The organism is Klebsiella sp. S69, from assembly GCF_016516145.1.
GTDB classification, from domain to species: Bacteria; Pseudomonadota; Gammaproteobacteria; order Enterobacterales; family Enterobacteriaceae; genus Klebsiella; species Klebsiella oxytoca.
The window spans coordinates 108,595-122,473 of sequence record NZ_JACVUU010000004.1; the positions used below are offsets into that span (position 1 = coordinate 108,595).

Below are 13,879 nucleotides of genomic sequence, written 5' to 3' on the forward strand. Positions count from 1 at the left end.
ATAAAAAAGCCGGGGGCAAGCCCCCGGCGCACAACGTATTGATTACTGGCCCAGCAGGCCGACTGCGTAGCCTGCAATACCGATGACGAAGAAGCCAACGATGATCCACAGGGCGTTAACTTTCTTACGCAGCAGCCACATACAGGCGAAGGTCAGCAGCAGCGGCACCAGTCCCGGCATCAGCTGGTCAAGGATAGTTTGCACGGTGGTCACGCGCGTCTGGCCATCCTGACCGGTGATGGTGGAGACCACCAGCGGAATGTTGACGTGCGTCCATTTGTTAACCAGCGCCCCCATGACAAACAGGCCGAGAATAGACGCCCCCTCGGTCAGTTTCTGCAGGAAGCCGCCGCCCATATCTTTAACGATGTCGATACCTTTACGGTAACCGTACGCTACGCCGTAATAACGGGTCAGCAGACGCACCGCGTTAAACAGGATAAAGAACAGCAGAGGCCCGAGCAGGCTGCCGCTCATCGCGATACCGGCGCCGAGTGCGGCGAATACCGGACGAACGGTACCCCAGAAGATTGGGTCGCCTACGCCAGCCAGCGGGCCCATCAGGCCAACTTTGATACCGTTAATAGCACCATCGTCAATCTCTGCGCCGTTAGCACGCTGCTCTTCCATCGCCAGCGTAACGCCAAGAACCGGCGCTGCAACGTACGGATGGGTGTTAAAGAACTCAAGGTGACGTTTAATCGCCTGTTTACGCGCATCGTTGTTCTCCGGATACAGGCGACGAATAGCCGGTACCATGGAGAAGCAGAAGCCCAGCGCCTGCATACGTTCGAAGTTCCATGAACCCTGGAACAGGTTAGAACGAATGAACACGCCACGAATATCACTCTGAGTCAGTTTTTTCTCGGTGGTATTTTTAGTCATATCAACCATTTCGCTCACCTGTTAGTCCAGTTCGTTGTCGAGATCGTTATTACCAGCAGCCTGCACAGGCGCACCCGCTACGCGGTTATATTTCGGGCTCAGCTGGATGTAGAGCACCGCCATCACGGTACCAATGACACCCAGAGCGACCAGGTTGAAATCGGTGAACGCGGCGGTAACAAAGCCCAGATAGAAGAACGGCATCAGGTAGCCTGCGCGCATCATGTTGATGACCATCGCATAACCGACAACCACGATCATGCCGCCCGCGATGTTCAGACCGCCGGTGACCACTTCTGGAATGGCGTTCAGCATGCCCTGCACTTCGCTGGTGCCCACGGAAATCGCCACGATAACCGCCGGAATAGCGATACGCATGGCCTGCAGGAACAGAGAGGAAACGTGTAGCCAGGATATGGCCGTCAGGTTTCCGTTCTCCGCGGCCTTATCCGCCGCGTGCTGGAAGGCAACGGTGATGGTACGAACGATAATGGTCAGAACCTGGCCTGCCGCAGCCAGCGGGATGGCCAGCGCGATACCGGCACCGATGCTTTGATGGCCGGCGATAACCAGAACGGTAGAGATAATAGATGCAAGGGCGGCATCCGGCGCAACGGCCGCACCGATGTTCATCCAGCCCAGGGCGATCATTTCCAGGGTACCGCCGATAATAATACCGGTTTTCATATCCCCGAGAACGGCGCCAATCAGCGTACAGGCCACCAGAGGACGGTGGAACTGAAATTCATCAAGTACCGACTCCATACCCGCAATACACGCGACGATGAACACCAGCACAATCTGAAGAAAGGTAATCTCCATTGCACTTCTCCTGTTGATTAAGTCTTAAGTTGAAAATTGCGTTGCGATCTGCGGGGTGACTTATTTCACCTTGGCGATCAGATCCATCATTTTCAGTTTCTGGTCGGTGGAAACTTTGCGGGCTTCCAGTTCGATACCGCGGGCGTTCAGCTTTTTGAACGCTTCGATATCTTTTTCATCGACCGAAATGGCGTTGTTCACCTGCGTTTTGCCCTGACGGAAAGCCATACCGCCGATGTTGACGCTGGTGATTTTCACGCCGCCTTCAACCACGCGCTCAACGTCCGTTGGGTTAGTGAACAGCAGCATAATGCGCTCGCCTGCGTATTTGGGGTTGTTATAGACGCGGATCATTTTCGCGACGTCTACAACGTGGGCGGTAACGCCCGGAGGAGCAACCTGAGTCAGCAGCGTTTTACGTACCGTATCCGCCGCAACTTCGTCGCTGACGACGATAATGCGGGAAACGTTGGTTTCTTTAGTCCAGCGGGTGGCGACCTGACCGTGGATTAAACGGTCATCGATACGCGCAAGCCCGATAACCATGTAGTCGTTTGGACCCATTGGTTTCAGCGGCGCAGCCGCTTTCGGTGCAGCAGCCTGAACCGGAGCAGGGGCGGCCTTTTCCACCGGCTTCGCTTTCAGGGCCTTCACGCCTTCGCTACCGGTTTCCACCGCCAGGGCAACCAGCTCATCGAACGACGGGTTATCGTCGCGCGCCATCAGCGTTTCGACCAGCATCGGAATATTAACGCCCGCGATGACTTCATAATGTTCTTTATCGACGACAATGCGGCTGGCAGCGTTAAACGGACTGCCTCCCCATGTATCGACGAGAAATAACACGCCTTTTGCTGTATCCAGCTTTGCCAACTGAGCGTTGTACTTCTCGATCAACGTTTCTGCGTTTTCGCCAGGAACGAAATCGATCCAGCCAACGTTTTCCTGTTCGCCCAGCAGCATTTCTGCCGTTTTTAACAGCTGTTCTGCAGCCCAACCATGTGTGCCTATTACAATAGCAATCGTCACTTGCTACCTCCTTTATAATCGTGAATGCATCATCTGTTGTGATACATCCTGAATCACTCTTGCGAACAAAATCGATTCAGTAAGGGTGTAAGATATAAAGTAATTACTACAGCGAATTATTTTAGACAGTGAAAAAATAATTAATGTGATGAAGCTCCGCTAATTTTGCATCGGTTGGTAATTATTTTGCAGCGCAAAAAATAGTCTTAGCTATTGCAAAGACAGGTAAATTTTTTCCAATATTGCTCTATATTTTGCTATGTTTACGTTCCGTTTAATCACTCAGGAGTATAGGGCATAGCCCGCTATATGGATCGTCACCGACGCCTTTTCACCTTCCGGCATTCGTCTGCCGCCATCACCTGCTACGTTTTTTCACCAGCAACAAGTGTCTCGTCTGTGCATGACACAGCGATGACTACGCCTGTCGTTAACTGGAGCTGCTCATGGAATTCTTAATGGATCCCTCTATTTGGGCCGGTTTGCTGACGCTTGTCGTCCTTGAAATCGTATTGGGTATCGACAACCTGGTATTTATCGCCATCCTTGCCGACAAGCTGCCGCCAAAGCAGCGGGATAAGGCGCGTCTGATCGGCCTTTCGCTGGCGCTGTTTATGCGCCTGGGTCTGCTGTCGGTCATTTCGTGGATGGTGACGCTCACTAAACCGCTTTTCAGCGTTGCCGATTTCTCGTTTTCCGGACGCGACCTGATCATGCTGCTCGGCGGGATATTCCTGCTGTTTAAGGCGACCACTGAACTTCATGAACGGCTGGAGAACCGCCAGCATGACTCCGGTCATGGTAAAGGTTATGCCAGCTTCTGGGTGGTTGTATTGCAAATCGTGGTACTGGACGCCGTGTTCTCGCTGGATGCCGTGATTACCGCGGTCGGGATGGTTAACCATCTGCCGGTAATGATGGCGGCGGTGGTGATTGCGATGGCGGTGATGCTGCTGGCCTCGAAGCCGTTGACTAATTTCGTCAACCAGCATCCGACAGTGGTGGTGCTCTGCCTGAGCTTCCTGCTGATGATCGGTCTGAGCCTGGTCGCGGAAGGTTTTGGTTTCCATATACCGAAGGGCTACCTGTACGCCGCGATTGGCTTCTCGATTACCATCGAGTTCTTTAACCAGATTGCGCGTCGTAACTTTATTCGCCACCAGTCGACGCTGCCTCTGCGCGCGCGTACCGCCGATGCGATTCTGCGTCTGATGGGCGGCCGCAAACAGAGCGCTGCGGCACACGATAGCGATAACGCCTCGGTGGTGCCGGTGCCGGAAGGCGCGTTTGCTGAAGAAGAACGCTATATGATTAACGGCGTGCTGACCCTGGCCCAGCGTTCGTTGCGCAGCATTATGACCCCGCGTGGGGAAATAAGCTGGGTGAACGCCGAGCAAAGTGAAGAAGAAATTCGCCGTCAGCTGCTCTCTTCGCCGCACAGCCTGTTCCCGGTATGTCGCGGCGAGCTGGATGAAATCATTGGTATCGTGCGCGCGAAAGAGATGCTGGTGGCGCTGGAAGCCGGCGAAAACGTTGCCGCACTGGCGTCGGCTTCGCCGGCGATCGTGGTCCCGGAAACCCTCGACCCGATTAACCTGCTGGGCGTCCTGCGCCGGGCTCGCGGTAGCTTTGTCATCGTCACCAACGAGTTTGGCGTGGTGCAGGGCCTGGTGACGCCGCTGGACGTACTGGAAGCGATTGCCGGTGAGTTCCCGGACGCCGACGAAACGCCGGAAATTATCATTGATGGCGACGGCTGGCTGGTGAAAGGTTCAACCGATGTGCATGCCTTGCAGCAGGCGGTAGGCGTCGACGATCTGGTCGATGAGGATGAAGATATTGCGACGGTTGCCGGGCTGGTCATTGCCGTCAACGGCCATATTCCCCGTCCTGGCGACGTGCTGGAACTGCTGCCCTTGCAGTTCACCATCGTGGAAGCCAACGACTATCGCGTCGATCTGGTACGCGTCGTCAAGCAGCGCCAGTATAACGACGAAGAAGAGTAACCTTTGTGCCCGTCGGTTTCATGCCGACGGGCTGTTTATTACCGCATTTCCCGACGCTTTTCCGCCGCCAGCCACTGCGGAAAGTCCTCTACCGGCATGGGCCGGGCATAATAATATCCCTGCAATAAATCGACGCCGTTGTCGCGCAGATAGGCTTCCTGCTCCTGGGTCTCGACGCCTTCCGCCACCATCACTATCTTCAGCCGATGGGCGAGAGCGATGATCATGTCGGTCACCGTTGCGTTGACGCTATCGACACCAATTGCGCCGATGAAAGACTTATCAATCTTCAACACATCAGGACGCAGTTTTTCCAGCCAGGAAAGAGAGCTGTTGCCGGTGCCGAAATCGTCGATGGCCAGCTTTACTCCCTTAAAATGGAGATGTTCGGCCATATGGTGATCGCCATCCTGGAGCACGTCGCGTTCGGTGAGTTCAACCACCAGCTGCTGTACCGGATGGGCGCTAAACCAGTAGTGATGCAGATCGCGCAGCAGTTCGCCATTCGCGAAATGGCGGGCGGCGACGTTAATGCTGATGTGAAACTGTTTATCCTGCGGAAAGAGGGCTAATTTATGGGCCGTTTGCGAAATAACGTAGCGGGTCAGGGGCAGTATCAGGTTATAACCTTCGGCGATGGGGATAAAGACATCCGGCGAAATAGCGCCTCTGCGCGGGTTATTCCAGCGCAGCAAAATCTCCACGCCGCAGCACTGCCGGGTGCGTAAGTCCTGCAGGGGCTGGCACCAAAGCGTGAACTCGTGGGCGGCGATTCCAAGGTTAATTTCCCGGGAAAAGCTCATTCTTCCCGCGGTCGCCAGCCACGCAATACCGGTCATCAACAGGCTGATTATCAGCGCCAGGGGCAGTTCGCCCGGTAGCTCATTGAAGGCGACCGCTGAGGCGCCCGGCCCGCTAACGCTAATCGTGAAAGGAAATTCCGTCGAATGCTGGCGATAGATGATTTGCTCGCCTGGCAGCGCTTCGTGATCGACCAGCCCGGTGCCGCTAATAAAGCTTTTTTCACCGACGCTGAGGCCAATTCCGGTAATTAACGCCGATTTTGCATTGAAAATTAACTCGCCCAGCAGCTCGATATTAATCACCAGCAGCACGCCGTCGTCGCCGCTAAGCGAAGCGGGATACCACTGGATTAGAACCGGCGTTCCCTTGAGCAACGAAGAGTCGTAGCTGAAAGTAAGCAGCGGGTGACTGGTCGGCAAGGCGGGCTGTAACTGGTGCACCGGAATATTTCGTTGACCAAAAATACTGGAGCAGTACAGCTGTTTCGACTGCACCAGGGCGATGGATCGCACCGTCTGTAGCGACGCCGCCAGCTTACGTAACGTGAGATGAATTTCCTGACAGGGCTGGTTTACCAGGTGCAGCAGGGGGGCGTGCTGTGCCGCCAGAGGCCGCAGGATATTATCCATGGCGGTCACCATTTTATTGGTGCTGATCTGGACGCGCTGCTGATTTAGGCTACGCTGCGAAATAAATCGTATTACTAACGTCGTCGTTAGCGTAAGTAGCGCGACCAGCAAGCAAACCAGAATGCGTTTCCTGCGATAGGTTGTGATAACTTTTTGTGCAGTCTGCATGCGCGACGCCCTGTCGGCTAAAAGTGTTAATGAGAGTAACAGCCGTTATAGAGCAAGTGTAGTGGGCGCAGATAATATCGAGAGGAAAAAGAAGAATGCGCCCGTGGGCGCATTCTGTTGAGCAATGATTAGTCGCACTGAACTTTGATTGCCAGGCCGCCGCGCGACGTTTCCCGGTATTTGGCGTTCATGTCCTTACCGGTCTCATACATCGTTTCAATGACTTTATCCAGCGACACGCGCGGTTCGCTGGTGCGGCGCATGGCCATCCGACTGGCGTTGATGGCTTTGACGGAAGCGATGGCGTTACGTTCAATGCACGGTACCTGCACCTGGCCGGCCACCGGATCGCAGGTGAGACCAAGGTTGTGTTCCATGCCGATTTCCGCCGCCACGCAGACCTGCTCGGGGCTGGCGCCAAGGATTTCCGCCAGACCTGCAGCGGCCATCGAGCAGGCCACGCCGACTTCGCCCTGGCAGCCGACCTCAGCGCCGGAAATGGACGCGTTCATTTTATACAACGTACCGATAGCGCCAGATGCAAGGAAGTAACGAATATAGATATCCGGGCTGACGGACTCGATGAAGTGGTCATAGTAAGCCAGTACCGCCGGCACGATGCCGCAGGCGCCGTTAGTCGGTGCCGTGACCACGCGGCCACCGGCGGCGTTTTCTTCATTGACCGCCAGCGCGAACATATTGACCCAGTCCACCACGTTCATCGGGTCGCTGGAGAGTTTATCGCTGGCAACCAGCATCCGCCGCAGCGCCGAGGCGCGACGAGGCACGCGCAGCGGGCCAGGCAGTACGCCTTCGGTGTTCATGCCGCGGTCGATGCAGGCGCGCATGGTCTGCCAGATATTAGCAAAATAGTCTTCAATCTCTTTTTTGCTGTGCAGAGCCAGCTCGTTCTGCATCACCATGCCGGACAGCGACATGCCGGTCTCTTTGCAGTAGCCCAGCATCTCCTGGGCGGATTTGAACGGATAGGGTACGGAAAGTTCGCTGGCGCTCTCTTTGCCGAAATGCTCTTCATCGACGATAAAACCGCCGCCGATGGAGTAATAGGTTTTGCTGTAGATTTCTTTCTCGCCAGCCCAGGCATGAATGGTCATCCCGTTTTCATGCAGCGGCAGGTTGTCGCTACGAAAACGCATGCCGTCATTCTGCGGGAAATCGACCTCATGCTGCCCCTGCGCCAGCAGCAGGCGTCCGCGCGTTTCAACGTCGCGAATAAATGCCGGTATCGCGTCAATATCGACCGTATCGGGCTGATTGCCCGCCAGTCCCATAATAATAGCGATATCCGTATGGTGGCCTTTGCCGGTTAATGACAGTGAGCCGTAGACGTCAACCGCCACGCGCGTCACTGTATTAAGCAATCCCTTTTCGACCAGGTCATCGACGAACTGTTTACCGGCCTTCATCGGCCCTACAGTGTGGGAAGATGAGGGGCCGATCCCCACCTTGAACATGTCGAATATACTAATCACGCTAACACTCCTGACAGGGTTGTCGCGAGTGCGACAACGATGTAATCACTGCGCATAGTGTAAGAGGGAACCGGGTCATCAGCTTATGTATTCACATGAATTAAACTAATGGATAACCGCGGATTTACTAATGCTGTGAACCCGCGCTATTAAGTATATACCCTGGAGAATTCGAGTTGCAGAAAAGCTAGCTTACACGCAACCTGAAGTATGGCGGGTAGCGCTAAGGACGAGCGCCTATCTGCAGCGCCAGCTCGCGAATAATACCGGCGGTCATTCCCCAGACAAAATAATGCTGGTACCAGGATAGCCAGACGCGATGCGAATTGCCGCGGCGATGGATATCCAGCGGGTGATAGCGTCCCAGCCGCAGCGCTTCGGCCAGCGGCATTTCGAAGACCGCAGCGACTTCATCCTGGCTGGCATGATAGTGCAGGTCAGGTGGAATAATCCCTACCACCGGGGTGACCTGAAAGCCGGTGACGCTATCCACCGGCGGCAGAACGCCGATGACCTCAACCGACTCCGGCGGGATCGCGACCTCTTCCTGCGCCTCGCGCAGCGCGGCGGCGATCAGCGTCGCATCGCTGTTATCTACCGCGCCGCCGGGGAAAGCGACCTGACCCGCGTGCTTGCGCATCAGCGGCGAACGCTGGGTTAGCAGCAGCCCAGGCTGCGGGCGACGTACAATCGGGACCAGTACCGCAGCCTGACGCTGGTTAAGCGCGCTGCGCGTGGGCTGTGGGCGCAGAAGCTGAAAACGCGAAAGGAAATCGTCAAGTTCGAGGGCGCTGTCCGCCATGTGCTAGCTCTCCAGTTGCTGCAGGATACGATTAACTTTATCAAAAGTTTCCTGATATTCCGCTGCTTCATTGCTATCGGCGACAATCCCGCCTCCGGCGGAGCAGTAAAGCTGCCCCTGCCAGGCCGTCAGCGTACGGATGGTAATGCTGGTATCCATATTGCCGCAGAAGCTGAGATATCCGATGCTGCCGCACCACGCATTGCGCCGCTGCGGCTCCAGCTCATCGATGATCTCCATCGCTCTGACCTTCGGCGCTCCGGTAATTGAGCCACCGGGAAAGGCCGCGCGCAGCAGGTCGGCGGCGTGCAGATGGGAAGGCAATCTGGCGGTCACGGTGCTCACCAGGTGATGCACGGCAGGGAAGGGCTCCACCACAAACAGTTCGGGCACCCGGACGCTACCGGGAGCGGCAACCCGGCCAATATCATTGCGCATTAAATCGACGATCATCAGGTTTTCGGCGCGGTCTTTTGGCGAGTTCGCCAGCTTTTGCGCCTGCAGCGCGTCCTGCTCAGGGTCGGTCAGCCGGGGGAGCGTCCCCTTAATCGGCCTGGTTTGAATTTCGCCTTGCCGGAGCTGAATAAAGCGCTCGGGCGACAGGCTTAATACTGCCCCTTCATCCAGGCGAATAAAGGCGCTGAACGGCGCGCGATTGGCGCGGTTAAGCTGACGGAAGGCCTGCCACTCATCCCCACGATAGCTTGCCGTAAACCGCTGCGCCAGGTTGACCTGATAGCAGTCGCCGCTGTGCAGCCAGGCCTGGATCTGGCGAAACTTCTCGCCATACTCTTCGCGGCTCATATTTGAGCGCCACGCTGAGGTCAGGGTAAAGGTTTCGGCGACAGGCTCAGCCTGAGCTTCCAGCCACGTCAGGCGCGCCTGCGGATCGTCATAGCTGAATAACGACACCTCCCGACGCTGGTGATCGACGATCAATGCCCAGTCGTAGATCCCCACCGCCATATCCGGCAGCGCGATATCCGCATCCGCTCGTGACGGCAGAGATTCAAAGCGGCGGCCCAGATCGTAGCCGAACAGCCCCAGCGCGCCGCCGAGAAACGGCAGATGCGGATGAGGCTGCGGATGCAGGTTGAAGCGCGCCAGCTGCTGATGCACGAGCGTAAGCGGATCGGCGTCAGAGGTGATGACGGTTTCCCCCTCGTTGATGACGGTCGTTTGACCACGCGTTACCAGCGTGGCGCGCGGCTGGGCGACAACAATATCAAAACGATTATGCGGATGTTCGGCAAAGCCGGAATGCAGCAGCATCGCCCAGGGCCGGGAACTTAAGGAGCTAAAATAGTATTCAGCGGCATCCGGACGCCAGGGCAGGGAAATCATAGCGGGGGACAACATCGTCTTCTTCAATCCTGATCGTTACCGCCCGCTGGTATACGAGAGGACGGCGTGAAATAATTACGCCCCACAATGTAGCAGGAGTCAGTCATGTTTGCAGGTTTACCTTCGCTGAGCCACGAGCAACAGCAAAAAGCAGTGGAAAGAATTCAGGAGCTGATGTCCCAGGGCATGAGCAGCGGCCAGGCTATTGCTTTAGTGGCCGATGAACTGCGCGCCTCCCATACCGGCGATCGGATTGTGGCGCGCTTTGAGGATGAAGACGAGTAAACTCTCCCCAGTTGAGATCAGGTGCCGCTTTCCGCGAAAGGAAAGATCGCATCGGGTCGTTTCCCGGGGGCGTCGTAAAGCGTCACGTGCGTCACGCGCTCGCCGCGCCAGAAGGTAATTTGCGTCCCGACTGGCGTATGATTCACTTGCACTTCCGTCAGCGGTGCGCTGTTGGCAAAATCCCACAGGCAGACAAAACGCGCCTGCGGCAGGTGACTGCGTATGACCAGATAGCTGAGATCGTGAGTCGCCGGGTTATCGGGCGCCACTCCCTGCCAGAGTTCACCATCACCGGAAAGCCAGAGCGCAACGGTATCGCCGTCGCGCGCAAAGTGGCGCGGCTGGCAGCCGTTCAGCGGCGCCATGGTTGCATTGGCCATATGCCGCAGCGGTCCGCTGAGCGAAAAGGGCTGCGGCGTGCCGCTCTGATCCAGCGCCTGCGCCGCCAGGTGCAAAGTCCAGTCGAGCTGCTGGCGATGTGGGTTCTCTACGGTAGAGAGATCGATCAGCACCTCTTCAAGCCATAGCAGGCGACGGCGAAAGCGCACATCTCGCCAGGCCGTCGCGTCCCACTCGACGCGGCTATGACTGTCTAGCTCCGGCGGCGGCTTGCCCCAGTCAACCTCGCTGTCCAGCCACAGAGCGTCGCTATCCATATGCCAGCCTGATACCTGCGGATTGGCCGGAGGCTGGTTGGTCTGATTGACGGAAAGCGTATTATGGGTGGCGCTGTTTTTGTAGTAGTCGTAGTGCATTTTCGCGCCGTAGCCGGTTGTGCCCATATCCGGGAGCAGCCAGCCGTCGTGATGCCAGAGCATCAGCCCCAGCCTGTCGTAATGATCGTGTTCGCCGCCCCAGGGACTGTGCTTTATCAGCAGCGCCTGCTGCGGGCGCCGCCAGAGAGTGAGCCCCGCCCCTGGCGCAAACAGCGATTGCTGAGGAATGAGCGCCTGCGTCGTTTCAGGCAGCGGCTGGTTGCGCCACAGCAAGGTCTCGCGGACATCAGGTTCCGTTTCAATAAACTGCAGCACGGCGGCGTAGAGCGGGTCACGCCAGATAAACCAGGCGAATTCGTACAGATCCCGGTGTCGCAGCTTTTCTTGTCCGGCGAGGCAGTCGTTGAGGCGAGGGAAGGTTCCGTCCGGCAGCAGCAGCGACAGCGGGAACTTCAGCATCGGCTGATACCAGGGGCCATCCAGCAGGCTCCAGCGAGTGCCGCGCGCCAGTTTTTCAAAGGCAAAAAAGCCCTGCAGCGCGTAGTAGTGGTAGTGAATCGAACCTTCAAACCATAGCCCCTCCGCCAGCAGGCCCTTTTCCAGCTGCCAGCGCAGGCCGTAAGGCTGGTTAACGGCGAATTCCAGCAGGCTCTCATCTTCGAGAACGAAACCGAGAACGCCAAGTGCCGCGCTAATTTTGACTTCGTGATTATGAATCTGCGCAGTGCGGTGCTCGCGTAGAAACGTTGCCGCGCAGCGCAGCAGGTTGTCGCGAATATGCCGCTCTTCGGCGGAGGTTAAGCCGTCGCGAATAAAGTCATAACCCAGCGCCATCTCCAGAATACAGTTGGCTTCGCACAGCGTCTGGGCGTTCATCTTCCCCGGTCCGTTGTTGGGAATATCACCGTGAATTTGATAGCCGGGATAGACGTCAGCGTAACCCATCAGCAGCGTGCGAACTTTATCGCGATACGCCGTTTCGCCGGTCAGCCGCCATATCAGACCAAGCTGCTGACAGGCGCTGGCGTTACGACCGTTCATTTCTCGCCACCATGCGCCGTCCCACGGCTCACCGCTGAAAATTTCGCCATCAACCGGGCAGGCGTGGCGATGAGGCATATCCGCCCGCCACGTCAGCCGCACGCCGTGATGGGGGCAAAAATAGTAGAGGTTCCAGCTGGCGATCCCCGTTTGTGGAATGAGCGCCGTCGCGTCAAGCTGCGGTTGCGCTTCCTGCACCAGCCGTTCAAGCAGACCGCTATCGCCGGCTGCACGTCTGGCAATGTCGGGCCAGAGTCCAGAAAATTGTTTCATTAGCGGTTATCCCTGACCTCTGACGATGGGGAAAGCGGAACAATGAGCGTGGTGATATCGTCGGGATATTTCGCTCTTAACCATTGCGCTTTTGCGCGGAACAGGGAATCTTCCGGCCAGGCATGCGCGGCGGTGGCCATATTGCGCAGCGCTTTCTTGTCGTCCATCTTATCAAGGTCTTTCCAGGGCCATGGCGTATCGCTGTTAATAAACCCGGCGATGTATTGATAGCCTTTGCGCAGGCTATGGTCGTCGAGGGTGAAGTTCCAGATATCGACGCCCGCCTTCTCGCCCAGACGACCCAGTCGGTTATAGGCTTCAAGGTTGAAATTGCTGTAGTGCCACGGACGCGTGCGCTCCAGCTCGCCCATCTGGCGGCCTTCAATGTCGAATTGCCCGGCAATTCGTCGCAGTTGGGTGATGTACAGGCGCTGTTTCGTCTCGTCAGTTTTACCGCTAAACAGGGCGAAGGTCGCGGCCTGCATATCAAAATAGCTGCCGTGGTTGTTGTGCCAGTTATCTTCTTCGAAACCGTTCTGGCTGGTGGTCATCCACTGGTAATACTCGCCAAACCACTGCTTTAATGCGCTAACGTCGTTTTCGTTCAGCGCCTCTGAGGATTGCAGCAGGGCGATAGCATCCACCACCTCTACCAGCGCGCGGCTATCAATAATGCCGATACCGCGTCCGGTATTAATGCCGGGAATGGCCTGGGCATATTGCAGGTTGGGATTCATGCGCGTTTGTGGATCGATAAACCAGCTCTTCAACTGGGCCGCCGCCTTCTGCGCGTAGCGATTGTCCTGGGTGAAGTACCACGCCAGCGCAAGGGTTGATACGTCGTTACTCATCTTCACCAGGCGGTTTTTATCGGTGGCATCGCTATTGGCATCCGGGTTGGTTTGCCCATCCTTACGAATATAGGGCAGTCCGTCTTTCGTATCAGGGTTCGGCCACCAGTAGGGAGGGAAACTATAGTAGTCGTGCTTATCGCCGCTGGCGGCGACCAGGGTTTTATCCATCACCGAGAACAGCGGATGCTTGAGCGCCAGATCGGCTTTTTTTTGCAAAGCCGCTTGCGCCTGCACGAATAGCGGATCTTTCGCGGCAATCTGCTGGCGGCTAAAGGTTAAATCCTTTCCGTCGAGCGTGTACGGCTCAGCGGCATATGAGGAGGCGCTAAGGCCGGAACAAAACAGCGCAATGCCTAACAAACCTCGGCGAGGTATTGAGATCATAGTGATAACCCTTCTGCATAATATGAGAAAAGATAACAACAGAATTATACCTGTCGCGTATTTTAATGACGCATAAAACAGGCGGTTTAATTAAAGGCGAACTATTTGAATATTCGATGGCGTGCAGTGTAAAAGACAAAGTGATTTTTTTTGTGATATCCATCAAACTTATTGTCATGGATAAATAATGGCGTTTTTAATGCTGCCGCCGTCACACAATTTCGCCTTTTTCCAGATTTTTTGAATGTTTTAACAAAATCAGTAAATTTATAATTTATTGATATTATTCGATATTTTATTTGTGTCACCTTTTTTGTCACTTCTTGATGTGATCTGCTTCTATT

11 protein-coding genes are annotated in these 13,879 nt (G+C 55.9%); 2 read left to right on the forward strand and 9 right to left on the reverse strand.

Features of this window, described 5'->3' with window-relative positions:
• Positions 1–42: 42 nt before the first annotated feature.
• The 3 genes from IAE27_RS05920 to manX are packed head-to-tail and all read right to left on the reverse strand — an operon-like array spanning position 43 to position 2,736.
• Positions 43–894: a PTS mannose transporter subunit IID gene (locus IAE27_RS05920; RefSeq protein WP_004103307.1), complete on the reverse strand. Its 852-nt coding sequence runs from the start codon at positions 892–894 to the stop codon at positions 43–45.
• A 12-nt stretch (positions 895–906) separates the two neighbouring features.
• On the reverse strand, positions 907–1,707 hold the full coding sequence (gene manY / locus IAE27_RS05925; protein WP_004103305.1) for a PTS mannose transporter subunit IIC: 801 nt from the start codon (positions 1,705–1,707) through the stop codon (positions 907–909).
• 60 nt (positions 1,708–1,767) lie between these two features.
• Complete coding sequence (gene manX / locus IAE27_RS05930; protein ID WP_070556948.1) at positions 1,768–2,736, reverse strand: PTS mannose transporter subunit IIAB; 969 nt, start codon at positions 2,734–2,736, stop codon at positions 1,768–1,770.
• Between the two features lie 446 nt (positions 2,737–3,182).
• Between manX and yoaE the strand changes: the two genes are divergently transcribed.
• A complete protein-coding gene (gene yoaE / locus IAE27_RS05935) occupies positions 3,183–4,742 on the forward strand; it encodes a CNNM family cation transport protein YoaE (protein WP_017145648.1) in 1,560 nt (519 codons plus the stop codon).
• Between the two features lie 38 nt (positions 4,743–4,780).
• Here yoaE and IAE27_RS05940 read toward each other — a convergent pair whose 3' ends face one another.
• The 4 genes from IAE27_RS05940 to pabB form a co-directional block, all read right to left on the reverse strand.
• Entirely contained in the window at positions 4,781–6,343 is a 1,563-nt protein-coding gene (locus IAE27_RS05940) for an EAL domain-containing protein (protein WP_004113734.1), read from the reverse strand.
• 128 nt (positions 6,344–6,471) lie between these two features.
• Positions 6,472–7,836: an L-serine ammonia-lyase gene (gene sdaA / locus IAE27_RS05945; RefSeq protein ID WP_004103297.1), complete on the reverse strand. Its 1,365-nt coding sequence runs from the start codon at positions 7,834–7,836 to the stop codon at positions 6,472–6,474.
• A gap of 223 nt (positions 7,837–8,059) precedes the next feature.
• On the reverse strand, positions 8,060–8,638 hold the full coding sequence (locus IAE27_RS05950) for a CoA pyrophosphatase (RefSeq protein ID WP_004103295.1): 579 nt from the start codon (positions 8,636–8,638) through the stop codon (positions 8,060–8,062).
• Between the two features lie 3 nt (positions 8,639–8,641).
• Positions 8,642–9,997, reverse strand: coding sequence for an aminodeoxychorismate synthase component 1 (gene pabB / locus IAE27_RS05955; protein WP_026055907.1), 1,356 nt, complete (start codon positions 9,995–9,997; stop codon positions 8,642–8,644).
• A 90-nt stretch (positions 9,998–10,087) separates the two neighbouring features.
• Here pabB and IAE27_RS05960 point away from each other — a divergent pair, with 90 nt between their 5' ends.
• Positions 10,088–10,267 carry a YoaH family protein gene (locus tag IAE27_RS05960; RefSeq protein WP_004103292.1) on the forward strand — a complete coding sequence of 60 codons (180 nt, stop codon included), beginning with the start codon at positions 10,088–10,090 and terminating at the stop codon, positions 10,265–10,267.
• A 17-nt stretch (positions 10,268–10,284) separates the two neighbouring features.
• Here IAE27_RS05960 and IAE27_RS05965 read toward each other — a convergent pair whose 3' ends face one another.
• Positions 10,285–12,297 carry a heparinase II/III family protein gene (locus IAE27_RS05965; protein WP_023329843.1) on the reverse strand — a complete coding sequence of 671 codons (2,013 nt, stop codon included), beginning with the start codon at positions 12,295–12,297 and terminating at the stop codon, positions 10,285–10,287.
• Positions 12,297–13,535, reverse strand: a complete 1,239-nt coding sequence (locus tag IAE27_RS05970) for an alginate lyase family protein (protein WP_200092128.1) — start codon at positions 13,533–13,535, stop codon at positions 12,297–12,299. The genes IAE27_RS05965 and IAE27_RS05970 overlap by 1 nt, the downstream gene beginning before the upstream one ends.
• Positions 13,536–13,879 lie beyond the last annotated feature (344 nt).

Coding starts and splice junctions, on each gene's coding strand:
- pabB (WP_026055907.1), bottom strand. CDS start 9,997: ATGTTGTCCCCCGCTATGATTTCCCTGCCCTGGCGTCCGGATGCCGCT.
- IAE27_RS05970 (WP_200092128.1), bottom strand. CDS start 13,535: ATGATCTCAATACCTCGCCGAGGTTTGTTAGGCATTGCGCTGTTTTGT.
- IAE27_RS05960 (WP_004103292.1), top strand. CDS start 10,088: ATGTTTGCAGGTTTACCTTCGCTGAGCCACGAGCAACAGCAAAAAGCA.
- manY (WP_004103305.1), bottom strand. CDS start 1,707: ATGGAGATTACCTTTCTTCAGATTGTGCTGGTGTTCATCGTCGCGTGT.
- IAE27_RS05950 (WP_004103295.1), bottom strand. CDS start 8,638: ATGGCGGACAGCGCCCTCGAACTTGACGATTTCCTTTCGCGTTTTCAG.
- IAE27_RS05920 (WP_004103307.1), bottom strand. CDS start 894: ATGGTTGATATGACTAAAAATACCACCGAGAAAAAACTGACTCAGAGT.
- yoaE (WP_017145648.1), top strand. CDS start 3,183: ATGGAATTCTTAATGGATCCCTCTATTTGGGCCGGTTTGCTGACGCTT.
- IAE27_RS05940 (WP_004113734.1), bottom strand. CDS start 6,343: ATGCAGACTGCACAAAAAGTTATCACAACCTATCGCAGGAAACGCATT.
- IAE27_RS05965 (WP_023329843.1), bottom strand. CDS start 12,297: ATGAAACAATTTTCTGGACTCTGGCCCGACATTGCCAGACGTGCAGCC.